Annotated in this window: 18 protein-coding genes; 8 read left to right on the forward strand and 10 right to left on the reverse strand. The window is 63.7% G+C overall.

The genetic code is table 11. The features are described from left to right. Nucleotides 1–399 precede the first annotated feature (399 nt). A complete protein-coding gene (locus tag PCE31107_RS20390) occupies nt 400–1,248 on the reverse strand; it encodes an IclR family transcriptional regulator (protein WP_240756023.1) in 849 nt (282 codons plus the stop codon). Nucleotides 1,249–1,479: 231 nt separating this feature from the next. Between PCE31107_RS20390 and PCE31107_RS20395 the strand changes: the two genes are divergently transcribed. Then, complete coding sequence (locus PCE31107_RS20395; RefSeq protein WP_130026657.1) at nt 1,480–2,673, forward strand: acyl-CoA dehydrogenase; 1,194 nt, start codon at nt 1,480–1,482, stop codon at nt 2,671–2,673. A 258-nt stretch (nt 2,674–2,931) separates the two neighbouring features. Here PCE31107_RS20395 and PCE31107_RS20400 read toward each other — a convergent pair whose 3' ends face one another. After that, nucleotides 2,932–3,570, reverse strand: coding sequence for a peroxiredoxin (locus PCE31107_RS20400; RefSeq protein WP_130026658.1), 639 nt, complete (start codon nt 3,568–3,570; stop codon nt 2,932–2,934). Between the two features lie 238 nt (nt 3,571–3,808). Between PCE31107_RS20400 and PCE31107_RS20405 the strand changes: the two genes are divergently transcribed. The 3 genes from PCE31107_RS20405 (at nt 3,809) to PCE31107_RS20415 (ending at nt 5,095) form a co-directional block, all read left to right on the forward strand. Continuing rightward, complete coding sequence (locus PCE31107_RS20405; RefSeq protein ID WP_017231663.1) at nt 3,809–4,084, forward strand: ElaB/YgaM/YqjD family protein; 276 nt, start codon at nt 3,809–3,811, stop codon at nt 4,082–4,084. 95 nt (nt 4,085–4,179) lie between these two features. Continuing rightward, entirely contained in the window at nt 4,180–4,563 is a 384-nt protein-coding gene (locus tag PCE31107_RS20410; protein ID WP_017231662.1) for a phage holin family protein, read from the forward strand. Between the two features lie 13 nt (nt 4,564–4,576). After that, complete coding sequence (locus PCE31107_RS20415) at nt 4,577–5,095, forward strand: DUF3318 domain-containing protein (protein WP_174966742.1); 519 nt, start codon at nt 4,577–4,579, stop codon at nt 5,093–5,095. 93 nt (nt 5,096–5,188) lie between these two features. Here PCE31107_RS20415 and PCE31107_RS20420 read toward each other — a convergent pair whose 3' ends face one another. The 7 genes from PCE31107_RS20420 to PCE31107_RS20450 form a co-directional block, all read right to left on the reverse strand. Then, nucleotides 5,189–5,716: a GspH/FimT family protein gene (locus PCE31107_RS20420; protein ID WP_174966743.1), complete on the reverse strand. Its 528-nt coding sequence runs from the start codon at nt 5,714–5,716 to the stop codon at nt 5,189–5,191. After that, on the reverse strand, nt 5,706–6,359 hold the full coding sequence (locus PCE31107_RS20425; RefSeq protein WP_150610474.1) for a pilus assembly protein: 654 nt from the start codon (nt 6,357–6,359) through the stop codon (nt 5,706–5,708). Before PCE31107_RS20425 ends, PCE31107_RS20420 begins: the two co-directional genes overlap by 11 nt. Beyond that, nucleotides 6,338–7,291: a PilW family protein gene (locus PCE31107_RS23455; RefSeq protein WP_174966744.1), complete on the reverse strand. Its 954-nt coding sequence runs from the start codon at nt 7,289–7,291 to the stop codon at nt 6,338–6,340. Before PCE31107_RS23455 ends, PCE31107_RS20425 begins: the two co-directional genes overlap by 22 nt. Nucleotides 7,292–7,982: 691 nt before the next feature. Beyond that, entirely contained in the window at nt 7,983–8,240 is a 258-nt protein-coding gene (locus PCE31107_RS20435) for an acyl-CoA-binding protein (protein WP_017231656.1), read from the reverse strand. 315 nt (nt 8,241–8,555) lie between these two features. Next, nucleotides 8,556–10,046: an AdeC/AdeK/OprM family multidrug efflux complex outer membrane factor gene (gene adeC, locus PCE31107_RS20440; RefSeq protein WP_150610476.1), complete on the reverse strand. Its 1,491-nt coding sequence runs from the start codon at nt 10,044–10,046 to the stop codon at nt 8,556–8,558. Between the two features lie 3 nt (nt 10,047–10,049). After that, a complete protein-coding gene (locus PCE31107_RS20445) occupies nt 10,050–13,229 on the reverse strand; it encodes an efflux RND transporter permease subunit (RefSeq protein WP_130026665.1) in 3,180 nt (1,059 codons plus the stop codon). A 15-nt stretch (nt 13,230–13,244) separates the two neighbouring features. Then, on the reverse strand, nt 13,245–14,462 hold the full coding sequence (locus PCE31107_RS20450; RefSeq protein ID WP_150610477.1) for an efflux RND transporter periplasmic adaptor subunit: 1,218 nt from the start codon (nt 14,460–14,462) through the stop codon (nt 13,245–13,247). Nucleotides 14,463–14,947: 485 nt separating this feature from the next. On the opposite strand from PCE31107_RS20450, the gene PCE31107_RS20455 reads away from it, so the two are divergent. The 4 genes from PCE31107_RS20455 (at nt 14,948) to modC (ending at nt 18,634) form a co-directional block, all read left to right on the forward strand. Next, the gene (locus PCE31107_RS20455) at nt 14,948–15,610 is read left to right on the forward strand and encodes a TetR family transcriptional regulator (RefSeq protein ID WP_026131538.1); all 663 of its coding nucleotides are present in this window, start codon (nt 14,948–14,950) and stop codon (nt 15,608–15,610) included. 385 nt (nt 15,611–15,995) lie between these two features. Then, complete coding sequence (gene modA, locus PCE31107_RS20460) at nt 15,996–16,820, forward strand: molybdate ABC transporter substrate-binding protein (RefSeq protein WP_246181910.1); 825 nt, start codon at nt 15,996–15,998, stop codon at nt 16,818–16,820. Between the two features lie 19 nt (nt 16,821–16,839). Then, nucleotides 16,840–17,538 (forward strand): molybdate ABC transporter permease subunit, encoded by a 699-nt coding sequence (gene modB / locus PCE31107_RS20465; protein WP_130026667.1) that lies wholly within the window; start codon nt 16,840–16,842, stop codon nt 17,536–17,538. Further along, nucleotides 17,528–18,634, forward strand: a complete 1,107-nt coding sequence (gene modC, locus PCE31107_RS20470; RefSeq protein ID WP_150610478.1) for a molybdenum ABC transporter ATP-binding protein — start codon at nt 17,528–17,530, stop codon at nt 18,632–18,634. The genes modB and modC overlap by 11 nt, the downstream gene beginning before the upstream one ends. A 114-nt stretch (nt 18,635–18,748) precedes the next feature. Here modC and PCE31107_RS20475 read toward each other — a convergent pair whose 3' ends face one another. After that, a complete protein-coding gene (locus PCE31107_RS20475) occupies nt 18,749–19,072 on the reverse strand; it encodes a hypothetical protein (RefSeq protein WP_217425218.1) in 324 nt (107 codons plus the stop codon). Between the last annotated feature and the right edge of the window lie 72 nt (nt 19,073–19,144).

Genomic DNA, 19,144 nt, shown 5'->3' on the forward strand with positions numbered 1-19,144 from the left:
TCAGGGGACGGACAATCACCGCCATCGTGCGCCCCTACGTTCCGCCCTCCTCGTTCCTCCTCGTTCCTCCTCGTTCCCACTCGCCCCTCCTCGCCCCCCCTCGTTTCTCCTCCTCGCCCCCCTCGTTTCTCCTCATTGCTCCTCATCGCTGCTCATCGCTGCTCATTGCTGCTCGTCTTTGCTGTGGTTACTGCGGACGTCCTGGGTTTGTTGGCCGTGTCATGTTGGTGGGTGTCGTCGCATCGAGGGCGGTTGCGAATCGGGTTGGGGGCCGCCCGCGGTGCGACTTAACCGGCAATGGAGTGCCGCGGGCGGCCCCCAACCCGATGGACCACCACCGCTTGCCGATTTTTGCCGATTTTTGCCGACTTACACCGACGTCGTCAGGCTTGCACTGACTTACACCTGCCCACTGAGGCGCGCGGCGAGTTGCTTCAATCGAGGTGCGATCTCCTCGCGGAAGACTGCATCCGGAATCGATGATGACGGGCCGCTGCAACTGATCGCCAGCCATCGGTTCTGTCTTACGTCGCGCAACGGCACCGCGACCGCGTTCACCCCTTCGTGCCAATCGCGAAACGAATAGCAACACCCCTCGCGGCGGTACGTCTCGATGCCCTTGTCGACGCCCGACTGCAGCGCGTCCCAACCGACATTGCGCAGCGCCGTCGGATTCGCGTCATAGGCATCGTGCAGATCGGCCAGCATCGTCTCCCGCTCGACAGGCGTCATGGCCGCCAGGTAGACGCGCCCCATCGAACTCGTCAACATCGACAAGCGTGATCCTGCCGTCAGGCCCAGCGTGAGATGCGCCGAATCGCTGCGGATGGTCTCGAGATACATCATGTCGATGCCTTCCCGGACACCGAGCGAAATCGAACACCCCATTTCCTTGGCCAAGGCGCGCATGTGCGGACGTGCCAACGTCAGCATGTCGGTGCCATTCAGGAACGCGTAGCCCAGGGCCAGCACACCGGCGTCGAGCGCGTACTTGCCCAGATCGGCGTCGTAACGCAAATAGCCCAATTCAGTGAGCGTGTAGGCCAACCGGCTAACGGTCGCCTTCGGCAGCCCGGTGCGCGCAGCGAAGTCGCGATTGCCCAACAGGACATCGTCAGGCCCAAAGGCACGCAACAGCTCAAGACCACGTGCCAGCGCCGTGACGAACTTGCGCTCGTCATGTGACGGCGGCACACCATGCGCCGGCGCACCGGCAAAGGCAGACAGGGACGTTTTGACCACAACCATCGCGCGCTCCTCATCAAAAAGAGGCGACCCGCGCAACAAGTGACCGTTGCCGAGCCAAAAATTTTAGTGTTAAACTAACTTCAGTTTTGGAACATTGTTCCGCATTGCGGAACTTTAGTCAAGTCGGAGCACGTCGTGAGTTCGGGTGGCCGCAAGGTCCGCCGGCCGATCAGGCGGGGCCGACGAGAATTGTGTCAGCGCATTTTTCGAGAACATCGGAGGAGATAGGTCATGGCAGGCAATGCACAGTTTCAATGGGAAGATCCGCTGTTGCTCGATGCGCAGCTCACCAGCGAGGAGCGCATGATTCGCGACGCGGCAGCCGCCTACGCGAATGACAAGCTCGCACCGCGCGTGCTCGAAGCGTTCCGGCACGAGCGCACCGACGCGGCGATCTTCCGCGAGATGGGCGAGATCGGCCTGCTCGGCCCGACGATTCCCGAACAATACGGTGGCCCGGGCTTGAACTATGTGGCCTACGGTCTGATTGCGCGTGAGGTCGAACGCGTGGATTCGGGCTATCGTTCGATGATGTCGGTGCAGTCGTCACTTGTCATGGTGCCGATCTTCGAATTCGGCAGCGAAGCGCAGAAGCAGAAGTACCTGCCGAAGCTGGTCAGCGGCGAATGGATCGGCTGCTTTGGCCTGACGGAACCCAACCACGGTTCCGACCCCGCCGGCATGACCACGCGCGCCAAGAAGGTCGCCGGTGGCTATGAATTGAGCGGCAGCAAGATGTGGATCACCAATTCACCGATCGCTGACGTCTTCGTCGTCTGGGGCAAGCTCGCCGATGAAAATGGCGAGGAGAAGATTCGCGGCTTTATTCTGGAAAAGGGCTGGAAGGGCCTCTCCGCCCCGGCGATTCACGGCAAGGTCGGCCTGCGGGCGTCGATCACCGGCGAGATCGTGATGGACCAGGTGTTCGTGCCCGAAGAGAATCTGATGCCGGGAGTCTCTGGCCTGAAGGGCCCGTTCACCTGCCTGAACTCGGCCCGCTACGGCATCGCCTGGGGTGCGCTGGGTGCCGCCGAATTCTGCTGGCACATGGCACGCCAGTATGTGCTCGACCGTCAGCAGTTCGGTCGCCCGCTTGCCGCCAATCAGTTGATCCAGAAGAAGCTGGCCGACATGCAGACGGAAATTACGCTGGGTCTGCAAGGATGCCTGCGTCTGGGGCGCATGAAGGACGAGGGCACCGCCGCCGTCGAGATTACGTCGATCATGAAGCGCAATTCATGCGGCAAAGCCCTTGATGTTGCCCGTCTCGCGCGCGACATGCTCGGTGGCAACGGCATCTCCGATGAGTTCGGCATCGCCCGCCATCTCGTGAACCTCGAAGTGGTCAACACTTACGAAGGCACGCACGACATTCACGCCCTGATCCTCGGGCGCGCACAGACCGGCATCCAGGCGTTCTTCTGATTGTCGTCGGACCGCATCCAATCGATTGATTCGACCGATTGGATGGGTTCGATGCCCTACACCGCGCGCCGCTCGCGCGGTGTAGGGCACTTGTCTGGTACGCGTCGTTTCTCAGGCCGCAAGTCGCGGGCCGTCAATCCCCCGGGCGACGGCGCGTACCAAACAACAATGCCAGCGCTCTCGCGCTGGCATTTTCCGTTTCTGCGGCCATCGAACGCTGTCGACATCCGTCGACAGCGTTCCGACATGCAAGCCGGATTACTTGTTCGGCTGCGGCGTGAGACGCAGGTACGGACGCACGACCTTGTAGCCCTTCGGGAATTTCTCCTTCAGCACGGCTTCGTCCTTGATCGACGGGACGATCACGACGTCTTCGCCGTCTTTCCAGTTACCCGGCGTCGCCACCGAGTAGTTGTCGGTCAGTTGCAGCGAATCGATCACGCGCAGGATTTCGTCGAAGTTGCGCCCCGTGCTGGCCGGATACGTAATGATCAGGCGCACCTTCTTCTTCGGATCGATCACGAACAGCGAGCGAACGGTCACGGTTTCGCTGGCGTTCGGATGGATCATGTCATAGAGCTGCGACACCTTGCGATCGCCGTCGGCCAGGATCGGGAAGTTGACCGTCGTGTGCTGCGTTTCGTTAATGTCGTTGATCCAGCCTTTGTGCGACTCGGCATCGTCGACCGACAATGCGATGGCCTTTACGTTGCGCTTTTCGAACTCACCCTTGAGTTTGGCGGTCAGACCGAGCTCGGTCGTGCACACCGGCGTGTAATCGGCCGGGTGCGAGAAGAGGACTCCCCAGCTGTCGCCGAGAAATTCGTGGAACTTGATTTTGCCAACCGACGAGTCTTGCTCGAAATCGGGGGCAATGTCACCCAAACGCAATGTCATTTACAGTCTCCTTGAGATCCGTCAACTCAGTGGGGTAAAGACTAAAGGATGCTAACCTTTGCCAGAACGAATAAAAAATTTGGTGCAAATAATTATTCGAAATATAAGGCGGTTGGGACGTTGTTTTCTGGCAACGACGCATTGAACGCGTTACGATGTCACTCATATCCCTCTCGCATTTTCCTCCCAAAATCGGGTAACGACCATGTCGCAAGTACCTACCAACTAGGAGAAGTTCATGACCGATATCAAATCCGTATTGGCCGACGCCGAAGATCTGCTCAAGCAAGCCGCCAACACGACCGGTGAGCGCGCCTCCGAACTGAGCGACAAGGCCCTGGCGCTGCTCAAGCAAGCCAAGGAAAAAGCCTCCGACGTGCAGGTTGTCGTCGTCGAGAAGAGCAAGCAGGCGGCGCGCGTGACCGACGACTACGTTCACGACCATCCTTGGCAGGCCGTGGGCATTGCCGCCGGCATCGGCGTGGTGATCGGCCTCCTGCTCAACCGTAAATAAGCTACGCCGACGCAAGTCACTTCCTCGCCTACTCTGCCCAAGGCGGAGCCCACCTGACCGGCGCGACGGGTCAGGTGGGCCGCCAAGCCCACCTCATGACCGACAATGATCGCACGACCCCGCCGCGGCCTTCGCTGCGGCGCCTCGCCGGTGCGTTGCTCGAGATCGTACAGTCGCGCATCGAACTGATCGGCATCGAGTTGACCGAGGAGAAGGAACGCCTGATGGGCGTGGCTTTCCTCGGCCTGGCCGCGATGCTCTTCGGCGTGCTCGCTCTGGTGTCGCTCACCGCACTGGTGATCGTGATTTTCTGGGACACCTACCGTCTTCAGGCCATGACCGGCATCTTCGCCGTGTATCTGGTGCTGGCGGGGTGGTGCGCCGTGCGTGCGCGCAACATTCTGCGCGATGCGCCGATGCCGTTCGAGGCCACGCTGGCCGAGTTCGAAAAGGATCGCGACGCGCTGCGTCCGGACTGAAGGAGATCTGACCGTGCCGCTCGAACCGAACCGCCCTCGCCGCACGCGATCGTCACGACGCTCGCGCCACGATCTCCTCGCCATTCGCAAGGAGCTGGTGCTCACGCGCATCGCCGTCGAGCGCGCCGAACTGATCCAGGCCGCGCACGTTACGCGCGAGCGTTTGCGCAATTTCCGTTGGTTGCGCTACCTGTTGCCGGGCGGCCTCGCGAAGTTCGCCGGGCTTGGGGGCCTCGCGAACTCCGGACTCAAACTCGGCGGTCTGCTCGAGCGCTACCCCCTGGTCAGCTCGGTGGCCTCTCTTGCGCTCACCGGTTTGTCGCATACCCCCGTCGGACGCGTTGTTCGCCGCGGTCTCAAGTGGGGCGGCCTCGGCGTGCTCGCATGGCAAGGCATCAAGCTCTGGCAGGACTCGACGAAGCCGTCAGCGCCGCACGCCGATGAACCCAACGCGGCACGCGGCAGTGTCGCGTCCGCCACGAACAGCACCCACGCCAACGCAAACGACGCCGGCATCCCCCCCGTCATGTAATTGGCACGCCCCCCTTATGCCTCGGGACGTGGCGGCCGCACCACGTCTCGACGCCAAGGCCGCATGACTGCATGACGGCGCGCGCTCATGGCATCATCGCGGCGCGGCGGCGCACCGACGTGCCACGCGGGCGCGGCCATAGGCATTGATCGTGATGCAGATGCGCCGCTCATGCCCCTCGATCCGCACCGTACCCGAGAGCCATTTGTCGTGATCGGCTCGCATGAAGCCGCTTTCCGCGAATGCCAGCCCTTCCGTGTAGTACAGCGCCCAGTCCGCTTCGATGTGTACTCCCGGTGGTAATGGCGCATGTCGCCCCAGCAATTGATCTCCCGCGTCGAAGCGATTATTCCTATTTTCGTCCACGAACGTTACCCAGCCTCCGCTCAGCGCCCCGCCATCGTGCGGCGCTATTGCCACGCGCCGGTGGCGCGCCAGGGCTTCCGCTCGCGCAGCCTGCATCGACGCCAGGAAGGCGCGCGCCGTGATATCCACCCCCACCCGGCGGCGAACGGCCTCGATGGAAGGCGCGACCGCCAGCAGCGCCACGGCAAGCACCGCCACCGCGACAACACACTCCAGCAGCGTGATGCCCGACATCGCCCGCGGATCACGATGCATCGCAAGACTCACGCTGAGCGCCGTGCGTGGTCTGCCCCACGGCATCGTCGTGCCACGTCACCACCTCGCGCCAACTCAATGCGCGCGACGAATACGACGAACGCGAAGCATCCGATCCGCGGCCCCCAACGGAACGAACCTCCTGCTCACGACGACGAACCTCATAGATCGCCTGCAGGTAGACACGCGTCCCGGGCAAGTCGCCACATCCCATCGCACTGACCCGATAGCGTCGCACCGACGCGGTGCGCTTTGCCGCGTCGTCGGTCCAATAGGCGGACAACGCGATTCGCTCGATAAAGTAGCTTGCCTTATGCCGTTTGACGACCGCGCTACTGCCACCCCACTCGACTGTCCGCCATCGCGGCACGCGTTTTGGATACCAGACGTCGCCGCGATGGCTCGCCGCCAACACCCCATTTGGCCCGGCGTCGAACGCCGACATGCTCGCGATCTCCGCCGCCTGCGCGCCGTCGGTAAGCCAGTCGCGCGCCTCGGCAAGCGCCTTGTCGGCGGCGGCAAACGCCCCGACACGATCGTTCGTGTACGCGACGAAACGGTTCGCCAATTGACGATGCTGCATGCCGGAGGCGGCCAGCGCCATCAGGGCCGCCAACCACATCACAATGAAGACGCCAACCATTCGGCCTCCTCCCCCACGCCACCATCGTTGCGACGATAGGCCACCGCATTGAACACATGCAAATGGACGTCGCCGGCGTTGCCCAGTCGCTTGAACTCACGACCACCGGTCTCCCCGTCGAACACTTCGATCACGCTCAGTGCCCGCGGCTTGCCACCGCGACGCGGCGCCCCGCGCATCACCAACGAAAACGCGACCGCTGCCACGTTCTCCCATCCCCGCTCGCCGACCGGCGGGCGCGCTGGTCGGTTCCGCATTCGCGTAGCCGGCGCGACCCAACGCAAGCCCCCGGTCCCCCTGTCACGCAAGCCCAATCGGATGTACATGGCCTCCACCCCCATGACCAACACTTCCGGGCGGCGCAGATCGGTCGCCGCCGCCTGACGCTCGCCGTAGCGGCAGTAAAGCGACGGAATCGCGTCTTCTCCCTTGTCCACATAGAAGATGCTGAGTTGACGTTCGTCCAGCCGTCCCGTGGCTTTCACGCGGTACCCGCCGCAGTTGTGCACAGCCCCATTACCCATCGAAAAGCCCGCCCCGTGAAATTGCACCTCCAGCAGCGCACTGCCCTGCCAACCGAACCGTGAACAATTGTCGGCCGTGAGCGCACACTCGGCGCCGACACGCAGCGACGGCCAGTCTCTCACCGCTGGCCCGGGCAATCGGATCGCGCCTTCCATCGGGTCCCAGTTCCGATATCCGGCCATACCAACGGCACGCGTGAGCTGCGTCAGTGCAAAGATGGCGCGCTCGTTGACGTCGTATCGCTCAGCCTGCACTCGCCACAAGCGAATGCCCGCGAGATAGATCGCCGTCGCCGCCATGACGACCAGCAAGCCCAGCGGCATGGCCAGTACCACCTCGAGCAACGTGAAGCCCGTCATGCGACGTTTGCGCCAGCCATCGCCCCAGTCGCCGCGCGGCGCGCTCATGGTTGACCGAGAGCGAACCACGCATCGCCCGCCGCTGGGGTTCGCGACATTGCCGCCCCCCGGGCTGGCAAGGCCATCATCGTCACGCTCGGCGTCGATGCGAGTTCGGCAGACGACATTCCCCCGGCGGCCTGCCATCGTGCAAAGCCCTGCGCACCGGCCGTCAGCGCCAGCACGGCAAACATGACGTCGAGCAGTGTCGCGCCCCGTGCCAACGCCCTGCGCCGCACACCGCACGGCGGCCGCCCCGTCAACGGCGCCTGCCTCGGTGCCACCGAGGCGGGCGGTGTCCAGGGCTGCGCTCCCCGCCGCCCGCGTCGGCCCGCGTCGAGCGGCGGCATACCGTGACCTCGCCGCGAGCGCGTTCGGGCGCGATGGGTCAACGCATCGCGAAGCGTATGCCGGTCGGTCAAGCGCATGGGGTGTCGGCGATCCTGTCTCATGGTTCGATACCTCGTCTCGTTGATGACGCATCCATCGTCGCGCACGGTCGACGAAACGCCAATCGGACACCGCCGCAAAACCCGCCCCGTCATGCGCCACCTCACTTCTCATACGCAACGCATGCCCGCCATTAACCAAACGCCCATAAAAAAAACGGCGACCGAAGTCGCCGTCTGTTGGCGTGTCGTTCCGACGGGACGCGACGCCGCTTCATCGCGTCATCGCTTCATTGCCGCCCCCGGCAACCTTATCCCTTCAGCTCATCGACAAGTGCGACGTACGCTTCCTGCGCCTCTTCTTTCGACTTGCCCTTGAGCATCTCCCAGGCGTCGAACTTGGCACGCCCGACGAAATCCGTGATGCCGGGACGCGCACCGGACACGTCGCCTTCCGTGCCTTGTTTGAAGAGCGCGTAGATTCGCAGCAACGTGAAATTGTCGGGGCGCTCGGGTAGCGCCTTGGATTGGGCTACGGCCTCGTCGAAGCGCGTTTGAAGATCGCTCATGGTGTCTCTCCCTGGAAAAACAGTCAGCTTATAAGTGACCCGCGCGTCGCGTCGGCAACGTCATGCAAACGCTCGCGTCGACGCTCGGGGTGTTGCGAACACAACGCGAACTAGGATATCGACGAAGCGGTATGCCAGGTAGGGGCGAGCGTAGAACCCAGCGTCTAAACCTCTCGGGAACTGAGCTTGTTTAGCGCGAAACGCGACGCCTGAACGTAAAACGCCCGGCGTATTGCCGGGCGTCTCGATCGTCAAACCTTGCACCGTCGCGAGACATTTGCGCCGATCACGCCGCGCACCTGCCTCGCGACACGATCACGATGCGGGTGCCGCCGGTGCCGATGCCACCCCGGCGCTGGCCGGCGCGGTGTGCTCCTCCCAACCGCCCCCGAGCGCCTTGTACAGCGTAACGAGGTTGGTCCAGCGCGACAGGCGCGTCGCGATCAGTGTCTGCTGCGCCGCATACAGCGAGCGTTGCGAGACGAGCGCGTTCAGGTAACTATCCACGCCATTGCGATACCGCAGGTCCGAGAGCTTGTAGCTCTCGTCGCTCGCCTTGACGAGTGACTCCTGCGCGGCGATCTGATCGTCGAGCGTGCCGCGTGCGGCCAGCCCGTCGGACACTTCGCGGAACGCCGTCTGAATGGCCTTCTCGTAGTTGGCGATCTCGATGCGCTTTTTCACCTTGGCCAGATCGAGATTGGCCAGGTTCTGCCCGCCCGCGAAAATCGGCAGCGTGATGGTCGGTGCGAACGACCATGCGCCCTGCCCGCCCTTGAACAGATTGCCCAGCGACGCGCTCGCCGTCCCCGCGCTCGCCGTGAGCGAGATCGACGGGAAAAACGCGGCACGCGCCGCGCCGATGTTCGCGTTGGCGCCCTTGAGCGTGTGCTCGGCCGCCGTCACGTCAGGGCGACGCAGCAGCAAATCGGACGGCAGCCCGGCGGGGAGATCGGTGAGCAGGCCTTGCCCGTCGAGCGGACGCCCCGGCGGTAAGTCCGCCGGTAACGGCTGACCGATGAGCAGCGCGAGCGCATTCTCGTCCTGCGCGACCTGACGCGTGTACTGCGCCAGATTCGCCCGTGCGGCATCGACCGGCGTTTGCGCCTGACGCAGATCGAGCCCCGAGGCCGTCCCCACGTCGAAGCTACGCTTGGTCAGCTGATACGACGACTCCTGGCTCTTGAGCGTGTCGGCCGTGAGTTTGAGCAGATCCTGATCGGCCAACCAGGTGAGGTAGGCCGTCGCCACTTCCGAGATCAGCGTGATGTGGGCCGTCTTGGCCGTGTCCTCGCTGGCCAGATATGTCTCCAATGCCTGATCCTTCAGGCTCTGGATTCGACCGAACAGATCGAGTTCGTACGACGTAAAGCCCACGCCCACCTGGTAGTTGCGGCTGATGCTGGCCCGCCCGGAGGACGTCAGGTCTCCCGGCGTGCGCTGGACCGACCCCTGCCCCGCCACCCCCACCGAGGGCAGCAACGCGGAACGCTGGATCTGATATTGCGCACGCGCGGCTTCGACGTTGAGCATCGAGACGCGCAGATCGCGGTTGTTCTGCAGCGCGATCTCGATCAACTTCTGCAGGCGGGGATCGGTAAAGAAATCGCGCCAGCCCAGATCGGCCGCCGCCACGCTATTGCTGCCCGCGGTGCCGTTCTGGTTTGCCGCGCCCGGCGTCTTGTAGGCCGGGCCACTGGGGAACGTCGTGGCGACCGGCGCCTCGGGCCGCTCATAATGCGGCGCCAGGGTACAGCCTGCCAGGGACGCGGCCGCCAAGGCCATCGACAATGCTTTGTGCTTCATAGCTCAGTTTCCTTCCTTGGCGGGGCCTTCGGTGGCGTCCGGGTTCGGCTTGCGCGCTTCCGGATGCTCCACGGTGTCCAGGTCTTCATGCGCGAAGCGCTTGCGCACCAGCACGAAGAACACCGGCACGTAGTAGATCGCCAGGAACGTCGCCGCCAGCATACCGCCGATCACGCCCGTCCCGATCGCATGCTGCGAAGCCGAGCCCGCGCCGTTGGAGATCGCCAGCGGCAACACGCCGAGCACGAACGCCATTGACGTCATCAGAATCGGGCGCAGACGCAGACGCACCGCCTCCATCGTCGCTTCCATCAGGGTGCGGCCCTGCTCCTGGAGGTCCTTGGCGAATTCCACGATCAGAATCGCGTTCTTTGCCGACAGCCCCACCGTGGTCAGCAGACCCACCTGGAAGTATACGTCGTTGGACAACCCGCGCAGGGTCGCGGCGAGCAGTGCCCCCAACACCCCCAACGGCACCACCAGAATCACCGAGAACGGAATCGACCAGCTCTCGTACAACGCCGCCAGACACAGGAACACGATCAGAATGGAGATGGCGTAGAGCGCCGGCGCCTGCGAGCCAGAGATGCGCTCTTCGAACGACAGCCCCGTCCACTCCAGACCGATACCCGTCGGGAGTTGCTTCGCAATTTCCTCGATCGCCTTCATGGCGTCGCCCGACGACTTGCCCGGTGCCGGCATGCCCTGGATTTCCACGGCAGGCACCCCGTTGTAGCGCTCCAGACGCGGCGAGCCGTAAATCCACTGCCCTGTGGCAAAGGCCGAGAACGGCACCATGGCCCCGCTCGAATTACGGACGTAGAGCTTGTTGATGTCCTGCGGCAGCATGCGATCCTTCGCTTCTGCCATCACGTACACCTTCTTCACACGACCGCGATCGATAAAGTCGTTCACGTACGACGAGCCCCACGACGCCGAGAGCGTGTTGTACACGTCGGCAATCGACAGCCCCAGCGCCGCGGCCTTTTCTTCGTCGACGTCCACCTTGTACTGCGGCGTATCGTCGAGTCCGTTCGGACGCATGTTCGCAAGGTTCGGGTTCTTCGCCGCCATGCCCAGCAACTGGTTACGGGCGGCCATGAGCGCGTCGTGGCCGAGACCCGCGCGATCCTGTAACTCGAAGTCGATACCGCCTGCGTTACCGAGCTCCGGCACCGACGGCGGGTTGATCGCGAAGACCATTGCGTCCTTCATGCCGGCGAACGCCCGGTACGCCCGTGCGATCACCGACTGCACCTTGAGATCGGCCGACTGACGCTCATCCCACGGCTTCATCATCGTGAACGCGAGACCCACGTTTTGACCACGGCCGTTGAAGCCGAAGCCCGTCACCGTGAAGATCGAACGCACGGCGTCCTTTTCATTCTCCAGATAGTGCTTCTCGACCTGCTTCATCACGTCGAGCGTACGCTCCTGCGTCGCGCCCGGCGGCAATTGCACGAGGTTGAAGAAGTAGCCCTGGTCTTCGTCGGGCAAGAACGCGGTCGGCATGCGCACGAACAGGAAGCCCACGACGGCCACGATCACCACATAGACGATCAGGAACGGCGTGCTGCGCTTGAGAATGCGCTCCACCTGGCTCTGATACTTTTTCGAGCTGTTGTCGAACGTGCGGTTGAACCAGCCGAAGAAGCCGCGCTTCTCATGCACTTCGCCTTTCTTGATGGGCTTGAGAATCGTGGCGCACATCGCCGGCGTGAGCACGATGGCCACGAGCACCGACAGCGCCATGGCCGCCACGATGGTCAGCGAGAACTGGCGATAGATGGCGCCGGTCGAGCCGCCGAAGAATGCCATCGGCACGAACACCGCGGAGAGCACGAGCGCCACCCCCACCAGCGCACCGACGATCTGGCTCATGGCCTTTTTCGTCGCTTCCTTCGGACTCAGCCCCTCTTCGGACATCACCCGCTCGACGTTCTCCACCACCACGATCGCATCGTCCACCAACAAACCGATGGCGAGCACCAGCCCGAACATCGACAGCGTGTTGATGGAGAAACCCGCCGCGCCCATGATGCCGAAAGTACCGAGCAACACCACCGGCACGGCAATCGTCGGAATGATCGTCGCCCGCAGGTTCTGCAGGAACAGATACATCACGAGGAACACGAGCACGATCCCTTCGATGAGGGTCTTGATCACTTCCTCGATCGAGATCTTCACGAACGGCGTGGTGTCGTACGGGAAGTCGGCTTTCATGCCCGTCGGGAAGTACTGTGCGAGGTCCGCCACCTTCTGCTTGACGGCCGTGGCCGTTTGCAGCGCGTTGGCGCCCGTGGCCAGCGTGACCGCGAGACCCGCCGCCGGCTTGCCGTTATAGCGAGCGACCACCTGGTACGATTCACCGCCCAGCTCCACGCGGGCGACATCGCCCAGACGCACTTGCGAGCCGTCCTTGTTGACCTTGAGCAGGATCTTGCGGAACTGCTCCGGCGTCTGCAGGCGGCTCTGCGCCATCACCGTGGCGTTGAGCTGCTGCCCCTTCACCGCCGGTGCGCCGCCCAGCTCGCCCGCCGAAACCTGCACGTTCTGCGCCTGGATGGCGCTCGAGACGTCGAGGATCGTCAGGTTGTAGCCGTTGAGCTTCTGCGGATCGACCCACACACGCATGGCGTACTGCGCACCGAAGAGCTGGACCTGACCAACGCCGTTCACACGGCTGATCGGATCCTGTACGTTGGCGGCCAGATAGTTCGCGAGGTCGATGTCGGTCAGTTTGCCGTCGTCGGAATAGGCGCCGATCACCAACAGGAAGTTCTTGGTCGCCTTGGCGACCTTGATCCCCTGCTGCTGCACCTGCTGCGGAAGCAGCGGCGTGGCGAGCTGCAGCTTGTTCTGCACCTGCACCTGCGCGATATCCGGATTCGTGCCTTGCGCGAAGGTCAGCGTGATCTGAGCGGTACCCGAGCCGTCGGACGTCGACGACATGTACTCGAGGTTGTCGATACCGTTCATCTGCTGCTCGATCACCTGCGTGACCGTATCCTGCACGGTCTGTGCGGAAGCGCCCGGATAAACGGCAGTGATCTGAACGGACGGCGGGGCGATCGGCGGGTACTGCGAGACCGGCAGCTTCAGGATCGAAAGCGCACCGGCCAGCATGATGACGATCGCGATCACCCAAGCAAAGATCGGGCGATCGATAAAAAACTTTGCCATGAAAGAGGCTCCGCGTTATTGAGCTTTGGCGCCCGAGGCGGGGGCGGCAGCGGCCGCTGCCGGTGCGCTGGCACCTGCAGGCGCCTCAGCCCCCGGCAACTGCGCCGGAACCGCCTTCGCCGGCGCGCCCGGGCGCACCTTTTGAAGACCCGACACGATCACCTGATCGCCGGCGGCCAGACCGGCACTCACCAGCCACATGTTGCCGATCGCGCGATCGGTGACAAGCTGACGCAACTCGACCTTGCCTTCCCTGTTCACGATCAGTGCCGTCGGCTGTCCCTTCTGATCACGCGTGACCCCCTGCTGCGGCACGAGCAGACCGCCTTCCTTCACGCCTTCCTGGAGCTTCGCGTGCACGAACATGCCGGGCAACAACTCGCGGTTCGGATTCGGGAAGATGGCACGCACGGTCACCGAGCCGGTCGTCTGATCGACGGTAATGTCGGAGAACTGCAGCTTGCCTTCGAGCGGGTACGTCGTGCCGTCTTCCAGGGTCAGTTCCACCTTGGCGGCGTTCTTGCCCGCGCTTTGCAGCTTGCCCTCGGCCAGCGCACGACGCAGGCGCAACCCTTGCGCCGCCGATTGCGTCACGTTCACATACATCGGATCGATCTGCTGAACGGTCGTCATCAGCGTGGCGGCCCCTGCCTGCACGTAGGCGCCTTCCGTGACCTGCGACAACCCCGTGCGGCCCGAAATCGGCGCCGGCACGTCGGTGTAGCCGAGGTTGATCTTCGCCGTGTCGACGGCCGCCTTGCCGGCCTGCACTTCGGCGTCGGCTTGCAGCGATGCGGCGACGGCGTTGTCGTAGTCCTGCTTGGACACCGCCTCGACGGCCACGAGTTGCTTGTAGCGATCGGCCAGCAGCTTCGTCGACGCCTGATTCGCCACGGCCTTCGCCAGCGTTGCCTTGGCGTTTTCATACGCGGCCTGATACGTGGCCGGATCGATCTTGTACAGACGCTGGCCCGCCTTGACGTCACCGCCTTCGGTGAAATCGCGCTTGAGCACGATGCCGTCGACACGCGCGCGAACGTCGGCCACGCGGAAGGGCGAGGTGCGTCCGGGCAGGTCGGTCGTCAGCGTTACGTTCTGGGATTGCAGCGTCACGACGCCGACTTCCGGCACCATGGCCTGCGGCGGCGGCGGCTTCTTGCCGCATGCTGCCAAGGCCAACACCGCGAGTGCGACGGCAGTGACCATCCCCAGTGAACTTCTCTTGACGTGCATATACGCCCCCGATAAATGGAATGCGGTCAAACAAAATGACAAGTACGTTGCGTACGATTGCGGCGACAAAGGCCCGTCCGCAATCCCGTCGCGCAGAGGCGGGTCGGAAGTGCCTGAGGCCCGGAATGCGGGCCCTCGGAGACAGGCCCGGAAGGCGGCCAAGAAGACGTCCCCGGCGCGGCGAACCGCGCGCGCTGGCACTCATGTGAGATCGTCGAACAGGCTCTGGGGCCCCTGGCAGGTGAGCAGGCGAATCCTGCCCTGAACCGCCCGGCGCGCCCCAGTCAATTCGCTCCCTGGGATCAGTGAGGTGTTTCCCTTAGACGAAGGAGCTTAAATGTTCCCTGTGCAATAGAGCAAGCGGCTGCTATTATAGATACATTCATGAATGTATGTAAATCATATTGCGTCGCATCAATGTGCGGCGCTCGTTACGTTTCATTCCACTGCATTTCGCAAATTTCCGCCGCCCCTGTGACACGACGATGGCCCGCAGAACCAAAGAGGAAGCGATCGAGACCCGCAATCTGTTGCTAGACACCGCCGAGACGGTGTTTGCGCAGAAAGGGGTATCGCGCACGTCGCTCGCCGACATCGCCGAGGCCGCAGGCCTGACCCGCGGCGCCATTTATTGGCACTTCAAGAACAAGATCGATCTGTTCAACGCCATGACGGATCGCATCCGCCTGCCGATGGAACGCATGATCGACGAGGAATGCACCGAGCCCCAGGACGGTGACCCGATGGCGCGCATGCACGAGATCTGCAAGCTCGTGCTCAGGGAGACGGCGCGCAATGAGCGCCGTCGTCGCGTGCTCGACATTCTGTTTCACAAGTGCGAATACACCAACGAGATGCTGTCGGTGCTCGAACGTCAGCGCGAAGCATGCGCCGACGGCAAGCAGCGCATCATGCGAGATATGGAACGCGCGATCGAGCGCGGTCAACTCCCCCAGGCGCTCGACACGCGCCGCGCAGCGATCATGTTGCATGCGCTCGTGGTCGGCATGATGTCGGACTGGCTCTTCCTGCCCGACTACGACCTCGGCGTGGAATGCGATGCCGTGGTCGACGGCTTCTTCGACATGCTGCGCACGAGCCCCGCGATGTTGCGCGCCGGCAGCGAGCCGCCGCCGAGCGCCGCCTGACGCCCCCTCGCGCCCCCCTTACGCGCCTCTAGGCGCCCTTACATGTCCTTACGCGCCCTTGCGCGCCTCTAGGCGTCCTTACAGCCCTTGCGCAGCCTTACGCCGCCATATGTGCCCTTGCGCGCCTATGTGCGCCTTTGCCCGCCCCAAAGGTCTCTCACGCGCCTTGATGCTCCCTCGCGCCCTACGAGTGCCATCTGAACACCGTGATACGGCGTATACCTGTACAGCGGCGCAGCGTTATATATAATCCTACATAACGCGTTGCGCACCTTGCGCAACCGGTGGTCCAGCCTCGCCGCCGGACTGCATTCATGAGCCGGCTCACGGCGACATTCGCCGAATACCGAGTCAGCCGAGCCAACCTACGCTGGAGACCACGTTCGTGAAAGCTGTCGTTACTGTCGTAATCGCTCGCCGCAAGTCCCACGCGCTGAACAATGCCGGCACCATGTTGCACCGCGCACTGGGCGTCGCCACCGTTGGCGCATGCCTGTTGTTTGCCGGCCACGCGGCGGCCCAGCAAGTGTATGCCGCCGCCAGCATGAAGAACGCGCTCGACGATGTCTCGGCTGCCTACACAAAGGAAACCGGCAAGACACCGGTGCTGGTCTATGGCGCCAGTTCGACGTTGGCCCGTCAAATCGAAAAAGGCGCGCCAGCCGACGTATTCATCTCGGCCGACCAGGACTGGATGGACTACGCGCAGAAACACGATCTGATCGACACGAGCACGCGTCACAACTTGCTCGGCAACGCGCTCGTGCTGATCGCCCCGGCCGCGACCACGGGCAACGTCGATCTGACGCCGGGCGCGGCCGACCTCGACGCCAAGCTAGGCAACGGCAAGCTCGCGATGGGCGACCCAGCGCACGTACCGGCCGGTCTCTACGGCAAGGCAGCGCTTGAAAAGCTCGGTCTCTGGCCGAAGGTGCAAGGCAAGGTCGCGGCCGCCGACAACGTGCGTAACGCGCTGTTGCTGGTCGCGCGTGGCGAAGCGCCCTACGGCATCGTCTACAAGACCGACGCCAACGCCGAGAAGCGCGTACGCATCGCCGGTACGTTCCCGGCCGACAGCCATGCCCCGATCGTCTACCCGGTGGCGGTGACGAAGCGAGCCAACCGCGCCGACGCGGATCCGTTCTACCGATTCCTGCAAACGCCGGCCGCCCAGGCCACGTTCCAGCGCTTCGGCTTCACCCGCCCGTGAATTCGCCCGCCCATCCTTCATGAATCTCACCCCGCAAGAATGGGGCATCGTTGAACTGAGCCTGCGCGTCGGCCTGTGGGGCACGCTGTGTAGCCTGCCCCTCGCCTACGCGGCGGCGTGGCTGCTCGCACGCCGGCAGTTCCCCGGCAAAGCGCTGCTCGATGCCCTGCTGCATTTGCCGCTCGTGCTGCCGCCGGTGGTCGTCGGCTTCGCGCTGCTCGTGCTGTTCGGCACACAGGGCGCCATCGGCAAGGTGCTGCACGAATGGTTTCATTTCACCTTCGCGTTTCGCTGGACAGGCGCGGCGCTGGCCGCTGGCGTGATGGGATTCCCGCTGCTCGTGCGCGCCATCCGACAAGCGCTCGACGCGGCCGACACGAAACTCGAACAGGCGGCACAGACGCTTGGCGCAGGCCCTTGGCTCACCTTTCTGACGGTGACCTTGCCGCTCACCGCGACCGGCGCATTGCACGGCTTCGTGCTCGCGTTCGCACGCGCACTGGGGGAATTCGGCGCAACGATCACGTTCGTCTCGAACATTCCCGGACAAACGCAGACGCTGCCGCTGGCGATCTACACGGCCACGCAGGTGCCCGACGGCGACGCCATGGTCTGGCGCCTGTGCGCTATTTCGGTCGTGTTGGCGGTCGCCACACTGATCGGCTCCGAGGTGCTGATCCGCTTCGGCCACCGCAAGGCGCTCGGTCATGACGGTTGAAGTGCGACTCCAGCATCGCTTCGGCGATTTCTCGCTAGATGCCGAATTCGCCGCGGGCATGGGCGTGACGGCACTGTTCGGGCCGTCGGGCAGCGGCAAGAGCACGGTCGTCAATGCCGTGTCCGGCCTGCTCAAGCCCGACGCCGGTCGCATCGTCGTCGGCAGCGACATCTTGTTCGACAGCAGCGCAGGTGTCGCGCTGCCGACATGGCGCCGCCGCATCGGCTACGTGTTTCAGGACGCACGCCTGTTGCCGCATCTGACCGTACGTCAGAACCTGCTGTTCGGCCGCTGGATGCGACGCCGCGATGTCGCCGCTGCCGGTACCGGTGCGATTGCGCTCGCACATGTGGTCGACGTGCTGGACCTGGGACACTTGCTGAGCCGTCGCCCGGGCGCGCTCTCCGGTGGCGAGAAGCAGCGCGTGGGGATCGGCCGCGCGCTGTTGTCATGCCCGCGCCTGCTGCTCATGGATGAGCCGCTCGCTTCGCTCGACCACGCGCGGCGCCTCGAAGTGCTCGACTACCTCAATCGCATCCGCCACGAGTTGGCGCTGCCGGTGCTCTACGTCACCCATTCGCTCGACGAAGTGATGCGACTGGCCGATCAGGTCGTGTTGTTCAAGGATGGCCGCACGATCTCGCAAGGGGCGCCGGCCGACGTGCTCAATGTGCATCGCGACGCGTTCGACGACACCGCCGAGTCCCCGGGTACCGTGCTGGAGACGCGCATCGTCGCGCATGATGCCGGATACGGCCTGACCGAGCTGGCCGTGAACGGCAGCGACACGGTTCGGCTGCGTGTTCCGCGCGCCGGCGGCGAGGCGGGCGACGCCTGCCGAATTCTCGTGCGCGAGCGCGACGTTGCCATCGCCACTTCGCCACCGGTCGACATCAGCGTGCTGAACGTGCTGAGCGCACGCGTGGCGACGCTGCGCGATCTGGGCGATTCGGTGGAAGTCGGCGCCGCGCTACTCGGCGACAAGGCCGGGACCGTGGTGCGCGCTCGCATCACTCGGTTCTCCGCTGACCAATTGCAACTGGTGCCGGGCCGCGAGGTCTACCTGCTCATCAAATCGGTCGCCCTGACGCGCTGATACGCTCAACGCTTGGCAATGACGCGGCGCGGCCGTCACCCCCAAACGACGCAAGGCGTCGCCACGCACATTCGGGGCGACGCCTTGTCGGCTTGTCGTGCTAACTCAGCTTGCTTACTGGGTCTTGCCCATCGCGTCGCCTTTTTCCTTCTTGCCCATGGCATCGGATTTGCTCATCGCACCGCCCTTCGACTTCGCGTCGTACTTGGACATCTTCCCGCTCTTGTCCATGTCCTTGCTCATGGCATCGCCTTTGCTCATGGCATCACCTTTGCTCATGGCATCACCTTTGCTCATCGCGCCGCCTTTGGACATCGCATCGCCCTTGCTCATCGCGCCGCCTTTGGACATCGCGTCGCCCTTGCCCATCGCGTCCTGCGCGAACGCCGCACCGGTGCCGAGTGCCAGTCCCATTGTCATGACCGCCAGATATCGCATTTTCATCGCCGTAGTCCTCAAAGAGTGAGTGAGCCTTGCCGGAGCGTCACGCGAGCGCCCCGTGAATCATGC

It is taken from the genome of Pandoraea cepalis, assembly GCF_902459625.1.
Taxonomy (GTDB): domain Bacteria; phylum Pseudomonadota; class Gammaproteobacteria; order Burkholderiales; family Burkholderiaceae; genus Pandoraea; species Pandoraea cepalis.